The organism is Vibrio gigantis, assembly GCF_024347515.1.
Classification (GTDB): domain Bacteria; phylum Pseudomonadota; class Gammaproteobacteria; order Enterobacterales; family Vibrionaceae; genus Vibrio; species Vibrio gigantis.
In genome coordinates, this window is sequence record NZ_AP025493.1 from 1,516,781 (window position 1) to 1,541,316 (window position 24,536).

Genomic DNA, 24,536 nt, shown 5'->3' on the forward strand with positions numbered 1-24,536 from the left:
AGGTCAACGGCTAATGATTAACGATGAGCTGAATACTCAGTATTACTCTTCGTCGTCATCGTGCAGTTCAGACCAAACCTGCGCACACTTGATAGCACGCTTCCAACCTTTATAGCGACGGTTACGCTTCTCTTCGTCGTGGTGTGGCATGAACGTGCGGTTAAGAACCGCTTTGTCTTGAAGTTCATCAATGCTGTCCCAGAAACCGACCGCTAGACCAGCAAGGTAAGCAGCACCCAGAGCGGTAACTTCTGTTACTTCAGGGCGGTGAACTTCGGTATCCAGTACATCTGATTGGAATTGCATTAGGAAGTTATTCGCTACTGCACCACCATCAACACGTAGGTTTGCTAGTTTGATGCCAGAGTCCGCTTGCATCGCGTCTAGTACGTCACGCGTTTGGTAAGCAATGCCTTCCAAGGTTGCACGGATGATGTGGTTGGAGTTAACACCACGAGTTAGACCAACGATCGTACCGCGAGCGTAAGCATCCCAGTATGGTGCGCCTAAGCCTGTGAATGCAGGAACCACGTAAACGCCGTTTGAAGAATCTACTTTAGTTGCGAAGTACTCAGAGTCTTCTGCGCCAGCCAGTAGCTTCATCTCATCACGTAGCCATTGGATAGATGCGCCACCCATGAATACCGCACCTTCCAGTGCGTAAGCTGGTTCGCCTTTAGGACCACACGCTAATGTTGTTAATAGACCGTTCTTCGATGTTACTTTCTCTTGGCCTGTGTTCATCAGTAGGAAACAGCCTGTGCCGTATGTGTTTTTCGCTTGACCCGCTTCAACACACATTTGACCGTAAAGCGCTGCTTGTTGGTCACCCGCAATACCCGCGATTGGAATACGAGTACCACCTTTACCACCAAGGTTCGTTTGGCCGTAAACTTCAGAAGAACGTTTCACTTCAGGCATCATTGATGCTGGGATACCCATCTCGTCTAGTAGCTTGCTGTCCCAGCATAGGTCGTTGATGTTAAACAACATAGTACGTGATGCGTTAGTGTAATCCGTAACGTGTACACGGCCTTGAGTCATCTTCCAAACCAACCAAGTATCAACCGTACCGAACAGTAGCTTACCTGCTTCAGCGTCTTCGCGAGCGCCTTCAACGTTGTCTAGAATCCATTTTACTTTTGTACCTGAGAAATACGGGTCAAGGACTAAACCTGTATTGTCACGCACGTAGTCTTCTAGGCCACGCTCTTTAAGTTCTTCACAAATTTCTGCAGTACGACGACATTGCCATACGATGGCGTTGTATACCGGTTTGCCTGTCTCTTTGTTCCAAACAATGGTGGTTTCACGTTGGTTAGTGATACCAATGCCTGCTAGTTCATCGCTGCGGATGCCTGCTTTAGCAAGCGCTTCAACCAATGTAGAGCTTTGAGTCGCCCAGATTTCCATTGGATCATGCTCAACCCAGCCCGCTTTAGGGTAAATCTGAGTGAATTCTCTTTGAGAAGAGCTAACGATGTTTGCATCGTGATCGAGGATTACAGCGCGAGAACTTGTGGTGCCTTGGTCTAGGGCAACAATGTATTTTTGCTCGGTCATGGTAAGAATCCTTTTTGTTCCGTTATTTATATTTTAGTAAATGTAAGGTCGCTTGGGGTTAAGCTTGAGCTTGTTCAGCTTCTTCTTCTGTTTCACATTGGTTTGGAATTGTGCAGCCATGGCCTTCCACCGGTAGGTGAGCACCGATAACACGTGGGTACAACCAACCACCAAAACACGCACCTGCAATCGGAGCAAGAATTGGAACGATGAAGTAAGGAATATCACGAGCACCGCTTAATGCGAAATCCCAACCTGCAAAGTAAGCGAACAGTTTTGGTCCGAAGTCACGTGCTGGGTTCATTGCAAAGCCAGTTAGTGGACCTAAAGAACCACCAATTACCGCGATAAGAATACCGATAAGCAGAGGGTTCATTGCGCCGCGTGATGCGCCGTTGTTCTCGTCACCTAGTGCCAGAATGGCAAACATCAATACTGCAGTAATCACGAATTCCACAGCAAAAGCGCCGAAGAAAGAGAGTGAAGCATGTGGGTAAGTCGAGAAGATACCAGCAGTTGATAGTGCGTCTTGGCTGCTACGAACAAAGTTATGTGCAATTTCGTAATCAGTAAACAGGTTGCTGTATAGACTGTAAACCAAAGCTGCAGAGCAGAAGGCACCAAGTAATTGAGAGATGATATAAGGCACAACTTTCGCCTTATCAAATCCATGGAACATAGCTAATGCAATGGTTACTGCAGGGTTAATATGTGCGCCAGAAACGCCGGCCGTACAGTAAATTGCGATAGATACGCCGAAGCCCCAGATGATACTAACTTCCCATTGTCCGAATGTTGCACCTGTTAATACCAGTGCAGCCACACAGCCAACGCCAAAGAATATGAGCAGGCCTGTACCGATAAATTCGGCGAGGCATTGCCCAAATAAAGAAGGTTGTTTGTTTGTTGTCATGTTCGAGTCCTTGTTATTTTTGCTTATCTAGCACGCGTATTGTGCATAAATTTGCGAACTCGAAAATAAACGAGCATCAAAAATGAGCGTTTGAGCATAAAATTGTTAATTAAACTGACTTGAAATGTTAAACAGAACACTTTTGCTCGAAAAAGAAGCTTGCATGAACGCTATTGCGCGAATGTATATCTTACGAAGTTGCTAAAACTACCTGTATGTAAGCGGATGCACAACTGGTACGAGGAGTTGGTGGCTGGATTTGTGATGCTGATTCGCGAGTGGTGGTTTATTAAACTTGGATCTTGGGGAATTATCAGAGGACCGAAATGTTGGAAAAGCGTTAACAAACAAGGATGTACTTCAACTATGAAAAAAAATGCCAGATCCATACTGAATCTGGCAATTTGCTCTGTCTATCGCTCAGTGATGATATCTGAGCGAATCGGTGAGTTAATTGAGAGCGCTAACTTTTCCTTGTGCAACAAAGTAGTCTCTAACTGAGTCATACGCCCAGTTAAATCCGATAGCGTAAAGTACGAAGAAAATGACTAGGCCTATGTCCATAATCAACACGGTTAGGAAATCGAGCTTTAGCACCCACATCAAGACTGGCAGCGTCACTGTCATTAAACCAAGCTCAAATCCCAATCCATGTAGAACACGTGTTTTCTTGGTTCTTTTGCTTCGGTCTGCCCCGAAAATTTTGTCGTAGCCGTAGTTATAGATATAGTTCCAACCCATTGCTATTAGCGACATCGCAAGCGCTAACCCCGCCATTTTTCCTGCACCGTTACCGGTAATGTAGGTCGCAAGCCCCGCCATAATGATCAGTGCGAACACTTCAAATAGCACCATGTGTAAAACTCGTTCTTTATGTGACATGTACTTTCTCTTTCTGTCGAATCTATATTTGTCGTTTGAAAGGTATATTATCTTTAATTATGATTATAGAAAGATAGTAACTATCACTAATGGTGATAATAGGTTGGTGGTATGTATAACATTGAACAACTTAAGATGTTCGTTTACGCAGTAGAGCTAGGCTCTTTCTCAGCAAGTGCTCGTCAGTTGGGTAAGGTGCAATCAGCGGTGAGCCAAGGCATCAGTAATCTTGAAATAGATTTCAATGTTGAGCTTTTTGATCGTTCGACTCGAAAGCCTACACTCACCAAAGCCGGCGAGCAGTTATTTAAACAGGTGAAAGCGATCGTGCTTCAGGTTGAAGATCTGAACGTTACGGTTAATGCTATGGGGAGCGGCGAAGAAGGACTTATCAAAATTGCATTGGATGACTCCTTGTTGGTCCCGAATCTATCTAAGATTCTTAGTGAATTCAGCCAGCATTTCCCGGCTACCGAAGTTGAACTGGTTGCGTGTACCACGACAGAGGTCAATTCGTTGATTATCGAAGAGAGAGCCGAGATTGGGTTGATGTTTACCAACTTGGCTTTTGATGTCGGCTCTGAGCCTTGCTTTATTGGCCACTTGCCGTTTATTGCCGTGTGTCACCCTAGTCATTCGCTCGCAAAAACAGGTGTGGCGAAATTGTCTGACTTACTCCCACATCGTCAGTTAATGCTGAGGGGAGACAAGGGGAAGGTGATGGATCAGTTTCCGCTGATTGCCGGTAAGGTGTGGTGGTCAAATAGCTTTATTGTTATTAAAGAGGTGGTACTCGGCAGTGATATTGGGTGGGCATACTTACCCAAACACCTTGTCGAAGAGGAGCTGAATAAGCAGCGTTTAGTGGAGATTAATGTCTCGTTTGATCACAAAACATGGTCGCCTCCGGTTGATCTGGTTTTATCCAAAACACGCTCGAAAGGGCCTGCATTGCTTTGGCTTGAACAAGCATTGAAAGGCCTATTAGACGAAACATAAGCTGGATGAGACTTAAATTGGATGAACCGGAATAAAGAAAAGGCTCACAAAGAAATTTGTGAGCCTTTCTGTTTAAAGCGATACGCGATTTTCTAGTTCGCAGATTTCACTGTTAGACCGTTGTAGTACTTGTCTTTCATCTTAAGTGCAACGTTCACTAGGTAAATCAGCACAGGTACTTCAATCAGCGGCCCAATAACGCCTGCAAATGCTTGGTCTGAGTTGATACCGAATACAGAGATTGCTACGGCAATAGCCAACTCAAAGTTGTTACCCGTTGCTGTGAAGGCAATTGATGCATTCTTGTCGTACTCAATGCCCATCTTCTTACCGATGAAGAAGCTGATGAAGAACATCGCTGTGAAGTAGATAGTCAGTGGGACAGCAATCAACAATACGTCCATTGGCAGTTCAACAATCATCTCGCCTTTTAGGCTGAACATTAGAACGATAGTTGCCAGTAGAGCAATCAGTGTGATTGGTGAGATGCGTGGAATAAACACGTCGTTGTACCACTGTTCGCCTTTCATCGACACTAGGATCTTACGGCTTAAGAAGCCCGCTAGGAATGGGATACCTAGGTAGATAAGAACACTGTGTGCAATATCGATCATCGAGATATCAACCATCATGCCTTCGTAACCAAATACTGGTGGAAGAACGCTGATGAATAGCCACGCCATAAAGCTGTAGCTCACCACTTGGAATGCACTGTTTAGAGCAACCAATGCCGCGCCGTACTCTTTGTTACCGCCGCCGATGTCGTTCCAAACCAGAACCATTGCCACACAACGAGCAAGACCAATCAGAATTACACCCACCATGTAACCTGGGTGATCACCTAAGAAAGTCAGTGCCAGTACAAACATGAGGATTGGGCCAACAAACCAGTTCATGATCAAAGATAGCTTGATGGCTTTCTTATCTTTTACCACTGTGCCGAGCAGGTTGTAGTTAACCTTAGCCAGAGGTGGGTACATCATTAAGATAAGGCCAATGGCAAGTGGAATGTTGGTGGTGCCAACAGACATAGAATCGTTCCACTGCTCGATCTGTGGGAATAGGATACCCAGTAGTACACCAAGGCCCATAGCGATGAAGATCCATAGTGTTAAGTAGCGATCTAGAAAACCTAACTTTGGTTTCATGGTAATCTCTCTTTATTGATATCGTAAATCGTCGAAAAACGATTAATGGTTGCAAAAAAACACGCTTAAAAGTAAAGGCCATTAAGCCAATCGTTTAAGCGTGAACTTCTATTTCAAAATGCTGTTAAAAACCGATTCGAAGCGTTGAATATTGTTGCGGTCGATGCGGTAACACATCTTAGGCGGAATTGACTCAGCAGTAATGAAACCTGAGTTTTTCAATATTCTTAAGTGCTCTGATACTGTTGATTGAGCTAAGCCCAACTCACTAACCAGATCACTGTTCAAGCAGCCGCCTGACTTTTCTAACGCGGACAAGATACTAAGTATGCGAATTCTCGCTGGGTGAGCGAGTGCTTTTGCCAACGCCGCCATTTCTTTTTCTGCTTCGGCGTTACTTGGAGGCAGAGAACGGCTATCTGTTGCTTGGCATGTTGTAGTCATATTTAGTGGGCTCGCTTACTACCAATCGTTAAAAGACGATTAATAGTAAGCCTATTTGTTTTAGCGGTCAACGCGAATTTTAAAAGTCAGAGTAAATTTCACGAGCTACCTTAAATCCCACTAGCTACCTTACCCATGAGTAAGCTAGCGATTATTGCCTGCGTTCGACTTCCCGATCCAATAGAGTGGCCACCTCTGTTGAGTCGAAGTGTTATTGAGCATAGTACCAACCAAAACGAGCGCGATACTGCCCAGTAAAACGGGCGTAAACAGGAAAGTCCAATCTACAAGAGATGTGCCTGCTAACGCGATAACAATCGGGTTAGCGCCTGCAGGTGGATGAACCGCGCGAAAGTATTGCATCAAAAAGATCGCGCTACCCACTGCAAAAGACATCACGAGATAAGAGTCACCAAAGCCATACAGTGCTAATAAGCCGACAGCAGCTGATATGAAATGGCCAGCAATGATGTTCCGTGGTTGAGCAAGTGGTGACGCTGGCACTGCAAACAGTAAAACACACGTCGCGCCGAATGGAGCCATTAACCATGGCACTTGTGATTGCTCAGCAAGTAAACACAAGATCAATATGCCTACCGTACCACCGACAAAGCCTTTTAGTAGTTGGCTTAGTGTTGCTTTGGGAGGTAGTTCTCCGCCACCAGTTAGTTTTCTGATCATCACGTAGCTCCTCGTTTAAGAGTAATATTTAAGAGTGTACAGATCTGTACCGTTTGATTTGGATGATACAGATCTGTACACTCATTACAACGAAAAACTTTGCGACCTTAATTGATAGAGTGGATTGGATGAGTAAGAAAGAACTGATCTTAGATGTGGCTGAATCTTTGTTTAATCGTCTTGGCTATACTGCTGTTGGAGTGGATATGATTCGAGATGAAGCGGCAGTTTCTAAGACGTCTATGTACCGTCACTTTGGTTCAAAAGCTAAACTGATTGAAGCCGTTCTGGCTAGGCGTCACCGGCGCTTCGAATCGAGTTTAGAAGCGGCACTGTCATCCACCTCCGGATTGAAAAACCAACTGAATGCACTGTTAGATTGGCACTTTGCTTGGTTTGAACAGCCTGACTTTAAAGGTTGCATGTTCATGCACGCACTCGCCGAATTTAAAGAATCGGAAGATGACATTGCGATGCTTTCACAACAGCACAAATCATGGTTGAAAGAATTTATTGTGTCGTTGCTTCCGGAAAAGAAACCTCATGACGTGCGACCTGAAATGATGATGGTCTTTCTAGAGGGGCTGATTGTTCGAAGTGAGTTTCAGGGAAGCGAGGCTAATAGGCAAGACTACCGTGAAGTTTGGTTGAAGTTGGCAGGAGTGACCCCTTAGCAAATGAAGGCACCAATAATAAAATCTTTTACCGGTGCCTATTGTGATTAAAGTTCTACCAACGAGGTTAAAGAATTAAAAGAATCCATTAGGCTGCTACTTGATTCTGCGCTTTGTGGAATCGCAACTCCTGCACTGTTATGGCATTGAGCAACGATATTACTTTCACTTAGTCCCTTACATTGTGTAAGAAGCTCCGCCACTTGGGTGTCATTTCCTAATGCTTTGTGTGCTGCAATGTACTCGGGGAAGAACGGGACTTGGGTTCCGATAACTTGTTCACCTTTTGCGAGAAGTTTGAGCGAGTTGGTTGGCTTTTTCTGTTCGCGATAAGATTGTGCAGCTAACGTGAAAGTTTGAATTGAGGCGTAGTCCCAGTTCTTGATCAGGGCTAGATTCTGCAGTGCTTTCGAGTCTAAGTTTTGTGCTTTTCGTACTCCATAGAAAGCTAAACGCGGGTAAGCATGATTTTTAGTTGGACCAGATACTGCTTTTCTTGCGAGCGTTTCTGCCGTTTTTATATCGCCAAACTCTAAGGCTTTAAAAGCCTCGGATGCATACCAATAGTTCTGTTGGATCTGCTTGCCTTTACCGTTTTTTACCACCCTTTCGAATTCAGTCGATGACACGTATCTTTTACGCTCTTTTCTATATTCACGTTTAACGTAAGCTGATAGGTCTTTCTTGCGATCTATTGGAGAGGCATGTCTGGCAGAAAAGCTCTGCAAAAGCTGAGTGCCAGCTTCATTTGCAGCTAAATAGCCTAAGTTACTCCATTTGTTTTCACTGGATAAGTGCTTACCCGCATCACTCGCTAGGCTAACAAAGCTTTGAAAGTCTTGTTTTTTTTCCTTGAGCTGAGCTGTTGTAAACTTCTGACTACTGTCTAGTCGTTCAAGTACTGGTGAGAAGGCTCTTGGGCTGTACCCCGCTTTTACTAAGAGATCCATGCCGAGTAGATCTGCTTCATCTTCAGCATTACGGCTCATTGAAGAGCTAATAACGTCTCGACTTAAGCGGTTAATGGTTAAACCCGCACGGTAGGAGTCTTTAATTAGGTTTTTGGTCGAGCTTTTATTTTGGTTAGTTATTTTGTAACCATTGTTTGTTTTTTCCGTTTTCATATCAGTGATGAGTGCGGTACTCATTGCTATGTTTGCTGTTTTACTGACTAAAGCGCTTTGCTTAGCAAAGTATTCATTGGTGTCGTTATGCTTAAGTAAAATATGGGAAAGCTCATGTGCAATAATGAACGCTACCTCATCTTCAGATTCCGCATCGGCTAATACGCCTTGAGTGATGACGATGGTATTAGGTGTTGCGTAAGCAGAGTAGCTGCGGTCAGATGAGACCATAATGGCAATGTCGTTATCGACAGGTTGGTCCCACTGCTTAAGAATTTTAGCTAAGATACCTTCTAGGTATTTATTAACGTATGGGTTTGCGATCAGGTCTTTATCGGCAGCGGCACGCGTGTTGACTATATTCGCAAACTCAGCGCTCGCCTCGGTGTTTTTCTTTGGAGAATTTGTTTCACCAAGGTGTTGGTCGATGTATTTACCATCGAAAGATTCGTATTTGCTGCCTACAAGATTATTGAGGCTGTCGACGGCACATCCTGATATTAATAAAGGCGCAGCTAGCCAAAGTAGTTTCTTCATTAGTTACACCCCTCACCTAAACCTAGGGTTGCGTAAGTACCACTGTCACTTTTGGCACTAATGACTTGTGTGCTACATACGACACTGGCCACCGCAGTTTTATTGAGCTGCACTTCGATTTGGTCAAACCATTTTTCTTGGCCATCAATTTTGACCATTACCATCTGTTCTTTGCGGTCATAGTTTTCAACAATGAGCCCACTTTGGGTTGGGTCAGGTAAAGTCTTCGTTGATACGTCTGCGCATTCATTATTCTTGTCACACACCCAAACATTATCGACTAAAAAGTCAATAATCTTGACGTGGTCTTCCGCCATGGCTGCTGATGTCGAAAAACCTAATGATAAGCCTAGAACTAGCGTTGATAATAGTTTCATAAATGTTCCTTATTTACTGAATATTATGTGTTTATTGTATTTTTCTTAATTTATGCTTGGCTGTTTTTGCGAATACACAGGCTTTCTCTCGATATATTTCGAGTTTTGGTCTGAAAGCTTCAAATATGAAGAAGAAAAACACCGGCAAATCGATAAAAATGATCAGAACCAATCCATACCAATTAGGTGCACCGACGTTAAGTACAAAGTGAGATATGGCAACTGAAATGGCGATGACAGCAATGATGATTATCATCGGAACGAAAGCGCCCCAAAGTTTTTGCCTTTCATTGAATTGCAGACTTTCTTGTTGTTCTAGAAAGTTAAAGCGAAACCAAATGACTAAAAATAGAACGATGGTTTGCACTGAAATCTCAACCATATCTGCAATACTTAGGTTAAATAACCCAGTGTCGTCAGGGGAACGCCAGTAGTCATCTTTAAGTGTGACTAGGTTATCGAGTGCCATAGCATGAAAGTAGACCCCAGGAAGCGTGCCGTGAACGGGTGAAACAACTAGATCGACACCACCAGTAACATGGTAACCAACGAGTACCATTTTTCCCTTAATGGCTTGTTTTAGTTCAGGTGAACCAGCTGCACCAGGAGCACTGAGCTTGGAAGCTGCAATGGTAAGAAAGGGCGGACAGCGTTTTCTGAGCGTGGCATCGACATCATTTTGGTCTTGTATGCCTTGAGTAAGGCTTACGACAAGTAACTCTTTTAACTGTTGAAACTGGCTGGTGTGTTCTCCACAGTCAAACCCAAGTGGAAAAAATGACTCCTGGTTACTAGCGTGTTTGTTGCTCCATTGGACAATGACCGCGTCATCCATATTGCCGATGGATGTGGTATCGCACTGTTTGTCTCGTGCGCACCAATCTTGATACATCGCAGCCGCAACGGTGTTCATTGTCTTATCATTCCATGGGACAGACAACGGGTAGTATCGTCCTTCACCACTCCAAGATACTGCTGCCAGTTGTGCGACATTTGCTATTTTGTGTCTTAGTGATTCCGGATCATTAAGTCTTTGTTCAGTGTCATAATTGGTGTTGCTGGCCATGAAAATGGGGAACTTCTGGTTATCCAGCATGCGCAACCAACGCTTTAGATTATCGGAATGCTCATGATGTTGAAGAATATCGTAGAACATGGATTGTGGTTCGTAACGTGAGATAGTTTTAAGTAGCCGGGCAAGATTTCGGTAGCTAACCGGGTAAGTGTTGGTTTCTTCTATATATTGGTCATCAATTAATACAACTACGATGTCTTCAGAAACTGTTTCACTAAAGAATGGAGACCATAATCTTAGAATATGATCTTCATAGTGGTCTTCGGCGGAGTTTCTGATTCCAAGTGGGTCAACAATGAAGACGACTAATATCAGGCTCGTTGTGATTAGGGCTTTAAGGAATATTTCGAAGCTAAAAAACATTAATCAACAACCATAAATTATAAATAAGCAATATATAGGTGAACAACTCATTGCAAAGTTGTGCAAAATAACACTGCCAGTGGTGTTTTTATGGGAGTAATATCACAAAAGTATGGCGTATTTATAAAGGGAACAATAAGTTAATGATGAGTCCCAGTTTTCTCACTTTTTATTGATTTTTATGTTAGTTATTTAATCGTGTTAGAGGGGAGCAATTAGGTTAGATTGAGATATAATCAACGACTTGCCCACGACATTGTGGACTCATTACAATTTTAAGGTAAGTATCTGAAATGCCACAACAGAACATCAAATTTATCGCTGCTGATATGGACGGCACTCTGCTTAATGAACACGGAAAATTAGACCCAGAATTTTTTAACCTCTACGAGCGACTAGAGGCTCAAGACATCATTTTTGCTGCGGCATCGGGTCGCCAGTATTACAGTTTAATGGAAACTTTTGCTCCTATTAAAGATCGCATGATGTTTGTTGCTGAAAACGGCACATTAGTGATGCATAAAGGCGAAGAACTCTACAGCTGCTTGCTAGATACAGATGCCATCAAAGATATCATCAAAGAAGCGCGTGCTATCGAAGGGGCTCATGTTGTGCTGTGTGGTAAGAAGTCGGCATACATCGAAACCAAAGACGAGCGTGCTCTAGAAGAAATCTCTAAGTACTACCATCGCCGTGAGCAAGTAGAAGACCTGTTGGCGGTTGAAGATGAATTTATCAAGGTTGCTATTTGCCACTTTGACGGCTCACAAGAGAAAGTAAACCCAAGTATCGACGCTAAGTTTGGTGAGAATTACCAAGTGGTTGTAAGCGCAAAAATTTGGTTGGATGTGATGAATGCTGAGGCTTCAAAAGGGGCGGCAATTAAGCATCTCCAGAACACATTAGGTTTCACTTACGAACAGACCATGAGCTTTGGCGACTACCTAAATGATTACGAGATGCTTAAAGAAAGTTACCACTCATATGCGATGGAAAATGCACATCCAAAACTGAAAGAGATTGCTCGTTTTGGTGCGCCAAGTAATGTTGATGCAGGCGTATTCCAAGTGTTGGAGAAGCTTCTCGCGTAACGTTCGAAATCCTTTTTAGATTTATATTGAAGCCGGCTCACTAACATGAGCCGGCTTTTTTATTGGAAATCTTGAATTTGAAAACTCGCCTTAACATTGATTCGCTAAGGTACATTCTGGCTTGATTTGTCTGCCAAGTTTACCCATCCAAAATGTGGCAGCCAGAACCACGGTTCCAGCAATGGTAAAACTATAAATAATCGCATCGGCTTGCGCCAATACGGCAATCAACACATAACTTAAGCTCTGGGTTAAGGTGGCGAACAGCGCTAGCCCTCCATCTACTCTTCCTCTTTGTTTTATTGCTACCGCATGGTGCATCCAATTGGTTCGGGCAATTCTATTGAGTGCGTTGAATGCACCGAAAATAAAAGTAAGAACAATAAGATACGCAGGATTCTCTGCTTGGCTCATCAACAATAAAGAGAGTCCGATGATGTACATCGCTATTTGGATGATTGTTTTGTGAGATGCAGACTTCAGAATCAGTGGTAAAGATACCCCAATAATCAGTGCCCCCATGCCGAGAGAGATATTGTAAAGTGCAAGCCAGTCTCCGGTGATATCCAGTTCTGAAAACCAAATCGGAATTAAGCGGCTTAAAAAGGTCACCATCGGATATGAGAGACAAGAAACGATCAGGAAACCATAAAATTGAGGCGATTGAGAGAACACATCTTTAATTTCGACCAATTGCTGTTTGAATGGTGTATTCACACTCTCCGTGATTTGTCTTCTGTAAGGTGTCACCAGGTAACTTACCGCTGAAATGCTCGAGGCAATACCTGCAAAAATCGCAAATTCAATAATGCTCCACTGCTCGAGTAACACAACGCCAAGAGCGCCAGCACCCAAGGTTGTTGACTGCAAAATAATCTCTTGGTGACTCGAAATCTTGGCATATTCATGGTGGTCGTAATTCTCTTGCGTAAAGGCATTGTTGGTGTGCCAGGCGAGGCTACTTGAAACCCAAAAAATGAGTTGAGCGGCACCCAAGACGACAATAGAACCGACGCCAAACCAGTAAATTGCAGCGACAATAAATGCGGTTGAAGCCTGGATTACCTGCGCGATGATCAAAATATTTTTACGAGAATGGCGGTCGATCAAGGCTGAAAAATAGGGCGTAGCAAGAAAAGTGGTGATCGTACAAACCAGAGCCGTGAGCGCAACAAAAGTGCCCATATTGGGCGTTGCTAGCATTAACCAAGGAAGTGCCAACATAAATAGCCCCGAGCTAATGCCATCAAAGAAGCGTCCGGTAAGGTAGGGTGGTGTTTTTCTTTTCATATCTCTCTCATCGTCTCTGTTTTGTATCACTCTACAACTTAAAGCTAACTTTAAGTCAAGGTTAATTGAGAGAAATTTGAGAGCGAATATGCTGGTATTTGAACGAGTGTTCAGATTGTTGTAGTCTTAATGGCAACACGGATATCCACCTTGTATTGGATCTGCCTTATTAACGATATTTGGAATGACGATGAGTAAGAAACTTCAACTCGATATTATTTCTGACGTAATGTGCCCATGGTGCGTCGTCGGTTACAAAAACTTAGAGCAAGCCGTTTCAGAGCTTGGGCTAGAGCAACAGATTGAACTTGAATGGCAGCCGTTTGAGTTGAATCCAGATATGCCGCAAGAGGGTGAAAACCTGCGTGAGCATATCATGAGAAAATACGGTTCTAGTGCAGAAGAAAGTCAGCGTTCACGCGAGCAACTGGCGGCTCGTGGCAAAGCGGTAGGGTTCGATTTCAATTTTTATGACAGCATGAGAATGGTGAATTCACGCCACTTACATGTGCTGCTTGATTTTGCTCTAGCTTACGGAAAACAGACTGATTTGAAGCTACGCTTCTTCACAGCGCATTTTTCAGAGCAGAAAGACCTGTCAGATCTGGATGTTATTGCGCAAGAGCTTAAAGCGGTTGGCTTAGATGCAACGAAGGCACTGAAACGCTTAAAGAACATCGACAACTTAAAGCAAATAGAAGCGCAAGAGTTCGAATGGCAACGCATGGGGATCTCTGCGGTTCCTACCGTGGTATTTAACCGCAAGAGTGCAGTCACTGGCGCGCAGACGGTTGAAACGTACAAGCAGATTCTTCAAGAGCTTATTGTTGAATCATAAGCTGGTCATTGCTATCAATTAAAGTCTGGAGTTCATGGAATCACTTTCACTTTCACTCGCACAAGCGAAAAAAATTGTACTGCTATCGCAAAAGCTACCGCCTAAAAAGAAACGTAATGGCGGAGCTTTGGCGAACACGCTGTCTGCGATTGAAAATCTTGGTTATGTGCAAATTGATACTATTTCGGTGATACAGCGAGCCCACCATCATACGCTGTGGAATCGTAATCCAGATTACCAACTTAGCCATCTTGATAAGTTGTTAGAGCGTCGAGAGGTATTTGAGTATTGGTCGCATGCTGCTGCGTATTTACCAATGCGAGATTACCGTTTCAGTTTGCATCGAAAGAACGCGTTCGCAAGCGGTAAGCTGAAGCATTGGTATAAAAAAGATGAGACCCTCATGGCATATGTTCTCAAACGCATTGAGAACGAAGGGCCATTAATGGCGAAAGATTTTGAAGGCGATAGACCAAACCCCGGCGGATGGGGCGGTAAACCAGCCAAACAGGCGCTAGAGACTTTGTTTATGCAAGGCGACCTCATGGTGCCAAGCCGAGTGAACTTTCATAAGGTGTATGACCTAACCGAGCGAGTTGTGCCGAGTGGCATTGATACCTCTGAACCGACGGAGCAGGAGTACATTGGGCATCTGATTACTCGTTATTTGGAAGCGAACGGTGTGGGAATCGCATCGGAAATAAGCTATCTACTCAAGAACACCAAGCCACTGATACAGAAGACACTCCAACATATGCTTGAAGACAAGCGAATGGTGAAAGCTGATGTTCAAGGTGCTGATTACTACGTGTTGCCTAATGCGTTTGAGTTACTGAATCAGCCACTATCACGAACCAAGTTAAAGATACTTTCTCCGTTCGATAATCTGTTGATTCAACGTAAGCGAATGCAATCACTGTTTAACTTTGACTACCTTCTTGAGTGCTATGTTCCTGAAGCCAAGCGCCAGTTTGGTTATTTCAGTTTGCCGATTCTATGGCAAGGAGAGCTGGTGGCGCGAATGGATTGCAAGGTCGACAGAAAGAGTCGTTTACTCAATATTCGTAACTTGGTTGTGGAAGATAGAATCAAAAACCATGAGTCGTTGATTCATGCCTTATCTGATGAGCTTAAACACTTCATGGTGTTCAACCAATGTGATGAGATGGTCGTTCACAATACTACGCCTTCTGGCCTTGGCAGTTACTTGATGAGTCATTGGCAAACGCTTTAACCTTCATCGTTGCTTCAAAGCCATTAGTAACGCAGCCCACCTTAGTTACTTTAATCACCCTAGTTATTTAGAAAGCTCGGCTAACAAGAACTCGACAAAGGTTCTGTTCTTCAGAGACAGTTGCTTGGTTTTATAGAGTAGGTGAATCGGCTTTGGCAACGGTGCCATGCCGAGCAAGATCTCCAATAGCATTCCACGCTTAATCTCTTCGGCAACTAAGATAGTCGGCTGTAACAGCACGCCCACGCCTTGTAGGGCGGCATATCGCAACACATCCCCATTGTTAGACATCAAACGCACCTGCCCTTTATTCCCCGTGTTATGCGTTGCTTGGTGGTTCTTAGGGGCTAGGAGTTGCGACTCACTGTTTTGGGTATTGCGTAGTTGGGTATCACGACCATTCACATCACGACGACTGCTATAACTGAACCCAAGCGATGGGTGTTGTGCGAGATCTTCTAATACACGAATCTCTGTATGTTGGTTTAGGTACTCAGGAGCAGCGCAGTAACACATCTCGTAATCCCCTAAGTATCTGGCGACTAAACTGGAGTCAGACAAGTCACCAATTCGCACAATCAAATCAATATCCGAAGAGTAGGGATCAACAAGATCGTTGTTCAGCACGAGTTCGACATTAATCGTTGGGTGATTAGCAAGGAACCTCGCCACTATCGGGGCAAGCACTTTGTTCCCATAGGTGACTGGGCAGTTTATTTTTACCGTGCCTTGTGGCTGGTTTTCCAAGGTCTGAATCAGGTTTTCAGCATTGCTGATGTCTTCAAGAATCCGTTTACATTCTCTATAGTAAAGCTGCCCTGAATCGGTTAAAGATTGCTTACGCGTAGTGCGATGAATCAGCTGAGAGTTGAGGCTCGATTCAAGATGATGGACATGTTTACTGATCATGGTCGCCGACAGGTTGAAGTGGTTGGCAGCACTGCGAAAGCTGCCTTGCTCCACTACGTAAACGAAGACTTTCATGCTAGTTAACTTATCCATTAAACACTCTTGGTTGATAAATAATAAACAAAAGGTGAGTTTATCAATTATTAGGGGTTAATTATATTAATGGCAAACCGATAATTAACTAAAATAAGAGCGTGAAATGCCTCAAACAAACGAAACCATCTTTGTTACTGCCGAACTTAAGATTAAAACCAACATTGATCGTGAGATTGCGATTGAAGCCATCGAACAGTTTTGTCGAGACATGCAGAGTGAACCGGGTTGCCTACAAGCATTAGCAACCTATGACCCAAACCAAAGCGATCGCGTGATTCTGCTTGAGCAATACGCAAACCGTGAAGCAATTAATCAGCACTTTGGTATGCCTCATACGCAAGCGTTTATCGAGCGTGATATAACAGAATTAGTACAAGTATTTGAAACTCAATGTGGACCTATCAAAACACAAGAGCAGGAGAAATAAGCAATGAAGTGGGGAATCCTAGGAACCAGCTTTATCTCGGGTGTCATGGCGGATGCGATCAAAGGTGATGCTCAAAGTGAGTTGTATGCCGTCGCTGGGCGCACAGAAAAAACGCTTAATGAGTTTGCTGCGCAGTACCAACCAACACGAACCTTCAACAGCTATGAAGCTTTGATTGAAGATGAGTCAGTCGACATCATCTACATTGCTCTACCAAACCACGTTCACCATGAATACGTGATTAAAGCCGCTCAAAAAGGCAAAGCGATTCTGTGTGAAAAATCGTTATCGGTTGATATGGAAAAAACCGAACAAGCTCTGCAATCGGTAAAAGAAGCGGGTGTGTTTTTCGCAGAAGGTTTGATGTATCTAAACCATCCACTGATCGCCAAGCTTCATCAAGAGCTGGCAACCGGAGAAATTGGTGAGGTGCGCTCAATTCAAGGGTCTTATGTTGCTGCGATTGACCAGTTCGTGAATCCTGCGAGCAAAGGCGCGTTGTATAACCTAGGTTGTTACCCAATGTCGCTGATCCACTCTGTCGCGCAGCAGCAATTTGGTGAGAGTGTGTTTGATGATGTGCAGATATCAGCAATTGGTCGACGTGGTCAAGATGGCAATATCTGCGAGTCGTCAGCAATGATGCGATTCAATGGCCAATTCACTGCGCAAATCCATACTGCAGAAGACCACGGCTTAAAGCATGGTTTTACGATTTTAGGCAGTAAAGGCTGTATCATTCTCGACACTAACCCATGGTTACCGACCGAAGAAAACACATTCACGGTTGAGATTTATGAAACGTCGAAACGCGAAGTGAAAGTCGAAGCGCAAGGTGACGGCTTCCATTATCAAGTGCGCAATATCCGCCAAGCGGTTGAGCAAGGTGACACACAACTCACAGCACCAATGGCAACTCATCAAGACTCTCGCGTAATCATGAAGTTACTGACTGACTGGGAACAAGCGGCGGGCTAGTGCCTTAACCAAACCCTGTATCTGCCTCATGTTTGATGCCTCGTACGTTATCAAGTATGGGGCGTTTCTCTAAACCCTCTAGCCAATAATTCCCAACAAATACTTTGCATTTGAAACAGTCGCAGTGTCCAATATCGGTTGAGACTACATTGACCGAAAAACCTTATTTTTTAAGGTGTTAAATAGGAAGTTTGCTTTATGCGTAAATCAGATAAGAAGATCGAAAACCAAATCAGAGATGTGCTAACTGACGTTTGTGAAGACACGCTAAAAGGCTTCGATGGTTTTTTGTGGGTGACTCACTCGGTCAACTTCTCTTCATTTCCGCAAAGTTTGAAAATCGTCTGTGTATTCGATACCAATCAGGATAGAACGAATTTTTTGAATGGTGACGGTCAGCAGGATGTCTCAGGGGTTATCCAAAAAGCGTTCAATCAAGTTGGGATTCAACTGAAGAATACTGACAAGCACATCAGCTACGATACACAAGAAAATTGCGACCGTGACCATCAAGGGAAGTGGAACCAGAGGCTTTAAGGAGCTTTATCACAGCGCTAGTTGGAAAGCGAACTGAAGAGACGAAAGCCTACACGAGGTAGGCTTTGTAACGGTATTTACTCTTATTATTTAATTGCAGTACAGAAGCTAACGTCTGAATGTTGAGTTTGCGGATCGTAGCTGTGATAAAGCTCAAAGCAAGGTCGATCTTCGGTTTCTAGGCCGGATTCTATTACCTTACGCATGAGATCGTCCCACGCTTTAGCGTATTGACTTGGCTCGGTGATTGTTTGGCGCATCACTGCATATTGTCCACCGGGGAAATCTTTCAATTCGATCCCACTTGGTACTTCAGTGTCGTCTGAAACCATCAAGCAGATGTCAGTACGGCATTTATCATTCGGTGTTATTTCCGGATTGTCATGATAGATAAAGATGCAGCTGTTCCCTGCTAACCCTTTCATTTCGGCCCATTGATAAAGACGACCGCTTGGCTCTTCATAACCTTGTCCGTAAGGGCCAGTCACTCGTACATACGCTAGTTTTGATGGTTCGAATTGTTGCGTTTTCATTGTCATACTCCATGTTGTTCGTTCGGAGTCAGTATATGAATTGCCAGCACCAGCATCGTTTCCATTCTTGCGCAACGTGTGTCCAATCTTGCTATTTCGAGTTAACTCGCTGAACGCTTGGTAATCTTCACAATCACGGAATGCACTCGGTGTGACACCAAAGTGCTGTTTGAATGCCTTTGCAAAACTTTGAGACGATGAGAACCCATAGTCCAATGCGATATTAATAATGGGCTGCTTGGATTTGAAGAGATCATTAGCTGCCGCTTCCAGTCTCAATCGGCGAATGAAATCAGCAAGCGTTTCGCCTTGAACGGCCTTAAAAGTGCGATGAAAGTGGTAGGGTGAAAAGTTGGCTAACGCCGCGACTTCGATTAGGTTGAGTGGTTCGTTAAAGTGCTTCTCTAGATAGCGTATAACGGGAATCAGCCGCTTATGATAGTCAACGTACATTGCTTTATTTACCCCCCTCTATTGCCATTGTTCTTATATAGACTCCGAGACTAACCTATCCCAATTGAGTTTCAATAGAGTGGCATTGAAACTGAGATTAGATGCAGAAAATCCAATCCCTACGTTCCGTTTCCCTTCGTTCAACAAGGTTAACTTCTCCCAAACTGAGTTGCCTTTTTGGCTATCGTGCGTTCACTGCTTGTTCGACTTAATTCTCATAATGAGAAAAAGTGAAGCAGAGAATTGTGACACTCGAATACTTGGCTTGTCAGCAAAATTAAGATTATAAGTTTTTAGCTTTCTTTCTAACATGCTGACTTAATTCGGGTATTCCAAGTCGCTTTGGGATAGCGAGTTAACAAGGCACCTTGACGCTTGAACAATGCACATTTCTAACCGATACTTTTTGCGTATTTTGATTCCTAAATTGACACGTAAGTTGGCTGACTTTTCGTCTCGTATTTCGAGTAACGGCTGTATCGATTAGGACAATTTAATAATGAAAATCTACATTTTATGGTTACTAGCTCTCATTCTTTCATACCTAACCGCTAGTGACTCTTTTGCTGCAGGCACTGCGATTGTTTTACCCGGATCACATCAGCAGGCTGTAGATTTAGACAACTCTCCAATGTCTGAACGTGACGTTATTGATTGGGAAATTACCAATAACGACATCGTGTTTGGCTCTTATGCAGACAAATCCGACAATGAACGAATTATTGCGATTGGTTACATGTACAACCAAAAGTTGGAGATGAACTCTGGCTGGTTAGAAAACGATCTTCGCAATAACGCAGCGCTAAACGATGCCAATTATGAAGACTTCTTTCTGCATTTCTCTGAAGATACGGTGATTGCTGAAGTCGATAAAAGCCACGGTGAAAACACCCTTCTTAATCGAAAACCTATGATCGTCGGTTATACCGCAAGTGAAGACCACGCAGGGTTCTGGCTCTATCAACAACCGCCTTGGGATGCGGATGTGTTTGAGAGTTTCGAGCAAGGCGGTGCGCTTTATGTGTATCACGCAGAGCAGTTCGATAGATTGACGCTGAAGTTCTCTCAGTTTGCATCTGGTGGTCAGTTTTGGCTTGAATACCCAATCGAAGTGGATGCCCATGGGAAGGTATCACAGTGGTCTGTGTTGGATTTAAAGAAAGACAAAACCCTCAATATGACCAAGAACCAGTCAGTGCTATGGAACCTTCCACCTGATTGGGTAAGGGCGACAACCCATGATGGTAGTGGTGCGAGTTATGGCGGCGGCCAGTATTTTGGCTCGACGTTTGTACGCGACGGCGGGCATCTGTATGTGATTAGAATCCGCTGGCAAGGTGATAACGCAGATGACAGGCCGCGCTTAAAGGAAGTGAAACTTAAAAACAGTTTTCCAACCGTTAAATTGACCGATGCTCCAACCACAACGCCAGGCGGGAATACTATCAGCCAATGGCGTAAGATCCGTGGTTTTGATGTCTCGGCTGATCTTAATCAAGACAATTACTTGTCGCAAAATGAATATAAAAATCGCACCAATAAAAATGCCACCGCTCGATTTCGTTGGGAGTCGCGCGTGGTGCCATTTGGGCGAATGTGGAGCCAGAGTTCCTCATGGGCGCTAGCTAATGTCGCCAATCTCAATTACCTATCGGCGGTTCACGCTTACTATCAGAAAAACTGGGCAGAGCAGGGGCTAAATGGTGCTTATAACGATGACACCAATAAACTGCTTGGTGAAAATCAGTTCTATGTTCATTCTGGGGGCACGGTGCAAGAGCTTGGATTGATGGTTGGTTCTGCTGAGGCTGATGGTCTGTATAAAGCGCAATTCTCAACTTTCTTAAAAAGCCTCGCAGATCTTAACCATGATGCCTTGATAGGTTTGAATATTGGGACGGCCAACTTACTTGGACGCAATGGTCAATCTCATCTAGTTGAGGCAGGCTCTTTGTATTTTAGAGAGCATTATTTGTTCCCGTCGACTGGTTTTAGTGGCTATTCAGGTATCTCGAAGTTTTGGGATAACTCCGCATTAGCGTATGCCGATCAAAGTGTGATTTTCCAAGCTACGACCCGTTTCGGTAGGATTCATTTTTTTGGGAGCAGTGAACAGAACTGGAAACAGGACCAATATTCAGCGTTGGCTATTTACTACCTTAGTCATCACGCGCAACACAGCTATTTTAATCAATGGAACAATGGCTATGTCTATGGGAGTGACAACACCACTCAAGACAACTTCTGGAAGAGTGGGGTACCCAAAAACGTCGCCTATCAACCAAGTGCGCTATTGGTGGTCGATTTGGGCGAGCCGAGCAATCTTATTCCCGAAGGCTTCGAAGCAATTCCCCTGATGCTTTCGACAAGTACGCCTGTACCTGCGGATTACACCATTGTGGGCGACTCATCGATGAATGAAATGGTACATGCAGACTTACCCGATGGAATGACACATGTATTGCCCACGTATACCTATTTCTTACACCAGTCAGAGCAAAAAGTTGTGGCTGGTGGCCCTGAAGATATGGTGTTGGCGAGAGAGTTCGATAAAGGGCGAGTGTTGTACCGTACGGATTTCCACGGTAAGAATGCGAGCTTTTATGAGACAGAGAAGCTAGCGATTGTATTAGACGTGCCGATGAAGCCTGTCGATGAAAACGGCAACATCGGAGAGTATGTCACTCAAATAGAAATAGGTGGTTATGAAGGGCTGTTCTTACTTTATTAGTGCTAATGTGAATGAGCAGTCTCGAATCAGGACAAACTATAGCTTAGGTTTGGGAAATTAACTTATTTTTTTTGCAGTGCTTGAACTCTTTGGCGATCCAAGATTGTTCGTTTAAACCGTTGTCGATCAGTGCAAATAGGTAACCATCGACTTTACTTGAAGCCGCTGGATACTCCTGAAAAACATGCTTAGGGTAGCCGGGGTAATCCGTCTCGTATTGGTCGTCTAACTGTTTTCCGAGTTGACGCCATTTTATGAATAGCTCAGAAGAAGATGTCTCAACCTTATATTGGCCTAAAATACGTTGGTGATGGGTTAACGCCACTTTAGCGCAGTGGTTGCTCTGTACGACTTTTTGTATCAATTCAACTTGTTCTTCACTCATGGTTTTCGCTAGCGCATTCTCTTGTTCGATGCGCTCCATTCGCTCACCAAACGTTTCAGCATGGATGGGAAACACAAAAGTAAGTGGTAAAGCCAATACCAAAAGGCGCTTATAGAACATAATCAAACTCGTTAATAGGATTCGTGGCTATTATGCCGCCCGCAGCCAATATTATTAATGAATATAAACACTTAATTGTAAGAATTATTTTTATCGACTGGATAAATAGATGCTTTTGATTGGGAGTATTCAGACTCTGAATATTTGGTTGGTGAGCCTGAAGCTTGATGGGGTGATCAGTTACGAATTAATGACCTTAATGCCTTTATCTTGAAGCTCATCAATCACACTGCCCGAAAGATCAATGTCGGTGATTACGCCATCAAGCGCACCTAAATCTAAGGCGTGGAAGGTCGCGATACGCCCGTATTTGGTTGAGTCTGAAATCAGATAGTTAGTATGGGCTGCTTGTACAATGGCTTGTTTGACCAATACCTTATTTTCACAAGGTGTTGAGAGCCCTTTTAGATTCCAAGATGAAGAAGAGATAAATGCAATATCAATATTCATCCCTGCCAAGAACTCTGCCACTTTTCCCCCAATACTCGATTGATTTTCACGGTCAATCTTGCCACCAGTATGGTAAATCTCAGATTGTGTGTTGTTCATTAGGTAGGCGGCAATTGCGAAGTCGTTGGTGATGATAAGCAGATCATCTCGCCCTGCAAGTTGGTGGGCGATCTCCAAAGAGGTTGTTCCGGCATCTAAGTAGATAGTTGAATACTCAGGAACCAACTGAGCAGCTAGTTGACCTATCTGAGCCTTTTCACTTGCTTGTTGCTCTACCTTTATGTCGTGTGACAACTCGCTGTGAAGTGCTTTGGTCAGCTGAACACCGCCCGAAACTGAAATCACTTTTCCTGATGTCTCTAGCTTTACGATATCTCGACGAATAGTCATATGAGACACCTCTAGGTGATCAACAAGCTCAGAAATACTGATCACTTCTTGGTGTGATAATAGTGACAAAATGGTTCTCTGACGTTCTGCTGGAATCATGATTCTTCTTCTATGTTCTTATTTTTCATCATCCTATCAACCTTTCGTTGTTTTGTGAATATCTGTGAATATCTGTTGTGATATAGCAATAAGAACTGTGATTGTTGCGGAAATTACCATTATCTAATGCCTCAAAAGGGGTAAATCACCCATACGTGTTAATTATTGTTAAAAGTGTGACTTATCACTAAGTCGCACTCGGTTGCTTCACATATAATCACAAACATAAACAAGAATTAACAAATCTAGAATTCAATAATTACGTGAAAGGCATCTTGCTATGAATGAAGTTCAATCTGTTGGTGTTATCGGTTTAGGTTCTATGGGTATGGGCGCAGCTAAGTCATGCGTGCGTGCAGGGCTTGATGTATATGGTTTCGATTTGAATCCGCAAGCGCTTGAAACTCTGGGTGAATATGGTGCGAAAGCGGTATCGACGAATGCCGTTGAGTTTGCAGACAAACTGGATTCTGTTTTGGTATTGGTTGTGAATGCAGCTCAAGTTAACACGGTACTGTTTAAGACTGGCCTTGCGGCAGCACTTAGACCGAACACACCAGTTATGGTTTCGGCAACGATCTCAGCAGAAGACGCTAAACAAATCGAAACTCAGCTAGCTGAACATGATCTTGTGATGCTTGATGCGCCAGTTTCCGGCGGTGCAGTAAAAGCAGAAGCCGGTGAAATGACTATCATGGCCTCAGGCGCCGTAAGTACATTCGAAGCACTGGCTCCTGTACTCAATGCGACAGCGGCAAAAGTTTACAACATCGGTGAAGCGATTGGCCTTGGTGCGACAGTGAAAATCATTCACCAATTACTTGCAGGTGTTCATATTGCGGCGGGTGCAGAAGCAATGGCACTAGCTGCTCGTGCGAATATCCCTCTAGACCTGATGTATGACGTAGTGACTAACGCAGCGGGTAACTCTTGGATGTTCGAGAATCGTATGAAGCACGTTGTTGATGGTGATTACTCTCCAAAATCTATGGTCGATATCTTCGTAAAAGATTTGAACTTGGTATCGGATACCGCTCAAGACCTAAAATTCCCACTCCCATTATCAAGTGCAGCATTGAACATGTTCGTTAGTGCGAGTAATGCTGGCTTTGGCCAAGAAGATGATAGTGCTGTGATTAAAGTATTCCAAGGTATTGACCTTCCTGGCGTTGACTCGTCAAAAGGGGAGAAATAA

The 24,536-nt window shown here is 43.8% G+C and carries 24 protein-coding genes; 10 read left to right on the plus strand and 14 right to left on the minus strand.

Going from position 1 to position 24,536, the window contains the following annotated elements; all coding sequences use genetic code 11:
* Nucleotides 1-42: 42 nt before the first annotated feature.
* The 3 genes from glpK to OCV56_RS22835 form a co-directional block, all read right to left on the minus strand.
* Nucleotides 43-1,563: a glycerol kinase GlpK gene (gene glpK, locus OCV56_RS22825; protein ID WP_017069710.1), complete on the minus strand. Its 1,521-nt coding sequence runs from the start codon at nucleotides 1,561-1,563 to the stop codon at nucleotides 43-45.
* A gap of 58 nt (nucleotides 1,564-1,621) precedes the next feature.
* On the minus strand, nucleotides 1,622-2,476 hold the full coding sequence (locus tag OCV56_RS22830) for an MIP/aquaporin family protein (RefSeq protein ID WP_086714805.1): 855 nt from the start codon (nucleotides 2,474-2,476) through the stop codon (nucleotides 1,622-1,624).
* 450 nt (nucleotides 2,477-2,926) lie between these two features.
* Nucleotides 2,927-3,358: a PACE efflux transporter gene (locus tag OCV56_RS22835; RefSeq protein ID WP_086714806.1), complete on the minus strand. Its 432-nt coding sequence runs from the start codon at nucleotides 3,356-3,358 to the stop codon at nucleotides 2,927-2,929.
* A 111-nt stretch (nucleotides 3,359-3,469) separates the two neighbouring features.
* Between OCV56_RS22835 and OCV56_RS22840 the strand changes: the two genes are divergently transcribed.
* Nucleotides 3,470-4,357, plus strand: coding sequence for a LysR family transcriptional regulator (locus OCV56_RS22840; protein WP_086714807.1), 888 nt, complete (start codon nucleotides 3,470-3,472; stop codon nucleotides 4,355-4,357).
* A gap of 92 nt (nucleotides 4,358-4,449) precedes the next feature.
* Here OCV56_RS22840 and arsB read toward each other — a convergent pair whose 3' ends face one another.
* The 3 genes from arsB to OCV56_RS22855 all read right to left on the minus strand — a co-directional run bounded on the left by arsB (nucleotide 4,450) and on the right by OCV56_RS22855 (nucleotide 6,630).
* Complete coding sequence (arsB, locus tag OCV56_RS22845) at nucleotides 4,450-5,505, minus strand: ACR3 family arsenite efflux transporter (protein WP_086714808.1); 1,056 nt, start codon at nucleotides 5,503-5,505, stop codon at nucleotides 4,450-4,452.
* A 108-nt stretch (nucleotides 5,506-5,613) separates the two neighbouring features.
* Nucleotides 5,614-5,949 carry an ArsR/SmtB family transcription factor gene (locus tag OCV56_RS22850; RefSeq protein WP_086714809.1) on the minus strand — a complete coding sequence of 112 codons (336 nt, stop codon included), beginning with the start codon at nucleotides 5,947-5,949 and terminating at the stop codon, nucleotides 5,614-5,616.
* A gap of 144 nt (nucleotides 5,950-6,093) precedes the next feature.
* Complete coding sequence (locus tag OCV56_RS22855) at nucleotides 6,094-6,630, minus strand: HPP family protein (RefSeq protein WP_086714810.1); 537 nt, start codon at nucleotides 6,628-6,630, stop codon at nucleotides 6,094-6,096.
* A gap of 128 nt (nucleotides 6,631-6,758) precedes the next feature.
* Between OCV56_RS22855 and OCV56_RS22860 the strand changes: the two genes are divergently transcribed.
* Nucleotides 6,759-7,304 carry a TetR/AcrR family transcriptional regulator gene (locus OCV56_RS22860; RefSeq protein ID WP_086714811.1) on the plus strand — a complete coding sequence of 182 codons (546 nt, stop codon included), beginning with the start codon at nucleotides 6,759-6,761 and terminating at the stop codon, nucleotides 7,302-7,304.
* A 47-nt stretch (nucleotides 7,305-7,351) separates the two neighbouring features.
* Here the strand turns inward: OCV56_RS22860 and OCV56_RS22865 are convergent, their stop codons facing one another.
* From OCV56_RS22865 to OCV56_RS22875, 3 genes are read right to left on the minus strand one after another with little or no spacing between them, the layout of a single operon-like run.
* The gene (locus OCV56_RS22865; protein WP_086714812.1) at nucleotides 7,352-8,965 is read right to left on the minus strand and encodes a M48 family metallopeptidase; all 1,614 of its coding nucleotides are present in this window, start codon (nucleotides 8,963-8,965) and stop codon (nucleotides 7,352-7,354) included.
* The gene (locus OCV56_RS22870; protein WP_086714813.1) at nucleotides 8,965-9,342 is read right to left on the minus strand and encodes a hypothetical protein; all 378 of its coding nucleotides are present in this window, start codon (nucleotides 9,340-9,342) and stop codon (nucleotides 8,965-8,967) included. Before OCV56_RS22870 ends, OCV56_RS22865 begins: the two co-directional genes overlap by 1 nt.
* Before the next feature lie 31 nt (nucleotides 9,343-9,373).
* The gene (locus OCV56_RS22875; protein WP_086714814.1) at nucleotides 9,374-10,780 is read right to left on the minus strand and encodes a CHASE2 domain-containing protein; all 1,407 of its coding nucleotides are present in this window, start codon (nucleotides 10,778-10,780) and stop codon (nucleotides 9,374-9,376) included.
* Between the two features lie 293 nt (nucleotides 10,781-11,073).
* Here OCV56_RS22875 and OCV56_RS22880 point away from each other — a divergent pair, with 293 nt between their 5' ends.
* A complete protein-coding gene (locus OCV56_RS22880) occupies nucleotides 11,074-11,871 on the plus strand; it encodes a Cof-type HAD-IIB family hydrolase (RefSeq protein ID WP_086714815.1) in 798 nt (265 codons plus the stop codon).
* Between the two features lie 90 nt (nucleotides 11,872-11,961).
* On the opposite strand, the gene OCV56_RS22885 is transcribed toward OCV56_RS22880, so the two are convergent.
* Nucleotides 11,962-13,161 (minus strand): MFS transporter, encoded by a 1,200-nt coding sequence (locus tag OCV56_RS22885; RefSeq protein ID WP_086714816.1) that lies wholly within the window; start codon nucleotides 13,159-13,161, stop codon nucleotides 11,962-11,964.
* Nucleotides 13,162-13,351: 190 nt separating this feature from the next.
* Between OCV56_RS22885 and OCV56_RS22890 the strand changes: the two genes are divergently transcribed.
* Together OCV56_RS22890 and OCV56_RS22895 are read left to right on the plus strand one after the other, a co-directional pair.
* Nucleotides 13,352-13,999, plus strand: coding sequence for a DsbA family oxidoreductase (locus OCV56_RS22890; protein WP_086714817.1), 648 nt, complete (start codon nucleotides 13,352-13,354; stop codon nucleotides 13,997-13,999).
* A gap of 34 nt (nucleotides 14,000-14,033) precedes the next feature.
* Nucleotides 14,034-15,233: a winged helix-turn-helix domain-containing protein gene (locus tag OCV56_RS22895; protein ID WP_086714818.1), complete on the plus strand. Its 1,200-nt coding sequence runs from the start codon at nucleotides 14,034-14,036 to the stop codon at nucleotides 15,231-15,233.
* A 63-nt stretch (nucleotides 15,234-15,296) separates the two neighbouring features.
* On the opposite strand, the gene OCV56_RS22900 is transcribed toward OCV56_RS22895, so the two are convergent.
* Nucleotides 15,297-16,235: a LysR substrate-binding domain-containing protein gene (locus OCV56_RS22900; RefSeq protein WP_086714819.1), complete on the minus strand. Its 939-nt coding sequence runs from the start codon at nucleotides 16,233-16,235 to the stop codon at nucleotides 15,297-15,299.
* Nucleotides 16,236-16,341: 106 nt separating this feature from the next.
* On the opposite strand from OCV56_RS22900, the gene OCV56_RS22905 reads away from it, so the two are divergent.
* From OCV56_RS22905 to OCV56_RS22915, 3 genes are all read left to right on the plus strand, one after another.
* Entirely contained in the window at nucleotides 16,342-16,665 is a 324-nt protein-coding gene (locus tag OCV56_RS22905; RefSeq protein WP_086714820.1) for a putative quinol monooxygenase, read from the plus strand.
* Between the two features lie 3 nt (nucleotides 16,666-16,668).
* The gene (locus tag OCV56_RS22910) at nucleotides 16,669-17,643 is read left to right on the plus strand and encodes a Gfo/Idh/MocA family protein (RefSeq protein WP_086714821.1); all 975 of its coding nucleotides are present in this window, start codon (nucleotides 16,669-16,671) and stop codon (nucleotides 17,641-17,643) included.
* A 198-nt stretch (nucleotides 17,644-17,841) separates the two neighbouring features.
* Nucleotides 17,842-18,180: a Fis family transcriptional regulator gene (locus tag OCV56_RS22915; RefSeq protein ID WP_086714822.1), complete on the plus strand. Its 339-nt coding sequence runs from the start codon at nucleotides 17,842-17,844 to the stop codon at nucleotides 18,178-18,180.
* 86 nt (nucleotides 18,181-18,266) lie between these two features.
* Here OCV56_RS22915 and OCV56_RS22920 read toward each other — a convergent pair whose 3' ends face one another.
* A complete protein-coding gene (locus OCV56_RS22920) occupies nucleotides 18,267-19,166 on the minus strand; it encodes an AraC family transcriptional regulator (protein WP_086714823.1) in 900 nt (299 codons plus the stop codon).
* Between the two features lie 499 nt (nucleotides 19,167-19,665).
* Here OCV56_RS22920 and OCV56_RS22925 point away from each other — a divergent pair, with 499 nt between their 5' ends.
* Nucleotides 19,666-21,897, plus strand: coding sequence for a hypothetical protein (locus OCV56_RS22925; RefSeq protein ID WP_086714824.1), 2,232 nt, complete (start codon nucleotides 19,666-19,668; stop codon nucleotides 21,895-21,897).
* 43 nt (nucleotides 21,898-21,940) lie between these two features.
* On the opposite strand, the gene OCV56_RS22930 is transcribed toward OCV56_RS22925, so the two are convergent.
* Nucleotides 21,941-22,402: a hypothetical protein gene (locus OCV56_RS22930; protein WP_086714825.1), complete on the minus strand. Its 462-nt coding sequence runs from the start codon at nucleotides 22,400-22,402 to the stop codon at nucleotides 21,941-21,943.
* Between the two features lie 180 nt (nucleotides 22,403-22,582).
* Complete coding sequence (locus tag OCV56_RS22935; protein ID WP_086714826.1) at nucleotides 22,583-23,341, minus strand: DeoR/GlpR family DNA-binding transcription regulator; 759 nt, start codon at nucleotides 23,339-23,341, stop codon at nucleotides 22,583-22,585.
* Nucleotides 23,342-23,621: 280 nt separating this feature from the next.
* Between OCV56_RS22935 and ltnD the strand changes: the two genes are divergently transcribed.
* Nucleotides 23,622-24,536: an L-threonate dehydrogenase gene (gene ltnD, locus OCV56_RS22940; protein ID WP_086714827.1), complete on the plus strand. Its 915-nt coding sequence runs from the start codon at nucleotides 23,622-23,624 to the stop codon at nucleotides 24,534-24,536.

Coding starts and splice junctions, on each gene's coding strand:
- glpK (WP_017069710.1), bottom strand. CDS start 1,563: ATGACCGAGCAAAAATACATTGTTGCCCTAGACCAAGGCACCACAAGT.
- OCV56_RS22830 (WP_086714805.1), bottom strand. CDS start 2,476: ATGACAACAAACAAACAACCTTCTTTATTTGGGCAATGCCTCGCCGAA.
- OCV56_RS22835 (WP_086714806.1), bottom strand. CDS start 3,358: ATGTCACATAAAGAACGAGTTTTACACATGGTGCTATTTGAAGTGTTC.
- OCV56_RS22840 (WP_086714807.1), top strand. CDS start 3,470: ATGTATAACATTGAACAACTTAAGATGTTCGTTTACGCAGTAGAGCTA.
- arsB (WP_086714808.1), bottom strand. CDS start 5,505: ATGAAACCAAAGTTAGGTTTTCTAGATCGCTACTTAACACTATGGATC.
- OCV56_RS22850 (WP_086714809.1), bottom strand. CDS start 5,949: ATGACTACAACATGCCAAGCAACAGATAGCCGTTCTCTGCCTCCAAGT.
- OCV56_RS22855 (WP_086714810.1), bottom strand. CDS start 6,630: ATGATCAGAAAACTAACTGGTGGCGGAGAACTACCTCCCAAAGCAACA.
- OCV56_RS22860 (WP_086714811.1), top strand. CDS start 6,759: ATGAGTAAGAAAGAACTGATCTTAGATGTGGCTGAATCTTTGTTTAAT.
- OCV56_RS22865 (WP_086714812.1), bottom strand. CDS start 8,965: ATGAAGAAACTACTTTGGCTAGCTGCGCCTTTATTAATATCAGGATGT.
- OCV56_RS22870 (WP_086714813.1), bottom strand. CDS start 9,342: ATGAAACTATTATCAACGCTAGTTCTAGGCTTATCATTAGGTTTTTCG.
- OCV56_RS22875 (WP_086714814.1), bottom strand. CDS start 10,780: ATGTTTTTTAGCTTCGAAATATTCCTTAAAGCCCTAATCACAACGAGC.
- OCV56_RS22880 (WP_086714815.1), top strand. CDS start 11,074: ATGCCACAACAGAACATCAAATTTATCGCTGCTGATATGGACGGCACT.
- OCV56_RS22885 (WP_086714816.1), bottom strand. CDS start 13,161: ATGAAAAGAAAAACACCACCCTACCTTACCGGACGCTTCTTTGATGGC.
- OCV56_RS22890 (WP_086714817.1), top strand. CDS start 13,352: ATGAGTAAGAAACTTCAACTCGATATTATTTCTGACGTAATGTGCCCA.
- OCV56_RS22895 (WP_086714818.1), top strand. CDS start 14,034: ATGGAATCACTTTCACTTTCACTCGCACAAGCGAAAAAAATTGTACTG.
- OCV56_RS22900 (WP_086714819.1), bottom strand. CDS start 16,235: ATGGATAAGTTAACTAGCATGAAAGTCTTCGTTTACGTAGTGGAGCAA.
- OCV56_RS22905 (WP_086714820.1), top strand. CDS start 16,342: ATGCCTCAAACAAACGAAACCATCTTTGTTACTGCCGAACTTAAGATT.
- OCV56_RS22910 (WP_086714821.1), top strand. CDS start 16,669: ATGAAGTGGGGAATCCTAGGAACCAGCTTTATCTCGGGTGTCATGGCG.
- OCV56_RS22915 (WP_086714822.1), top strand. CDS start 17,842: ATGCGTAAATCAGATAAGAAGATCGAAAACCAAATCAGAGATGTGCTA.
- OCV56_RS22920 (WP_086714823.1), bottom strand. CDS start 19,166: ATGTACGTTGACTATCATAAGCGGCTGATTCCCGTTATACGCTATCTA.
- OCV56_RS22925 (WP_086714824.1), top strand. CDS start 19,666: ATGAAAATCTACATTTTATGGTTACTAGCTCTCATTCTTTCATACCTA.
- OCV56_RS22930 (WP_086714825.1), bottom strand. CDS start 22,402: ATGTTCTATAAGCGCCTTTTGGTATTGGCTTTACCACTTACTTTTGTG.
- OCV56_RS22935 (WP_086714826.1), bottom strand. CDS start 23,341: ATGATTCCAGCAGAACGTCAGAGAACCATTTTGTCACTATTATCACAC.
- ltnD (WP_086714827.1), top strand. CDS start 23,622: ATGAATGAAGTTCAATCTGTTGGTGTTATCGGTTTAGGTTCTATGGGT.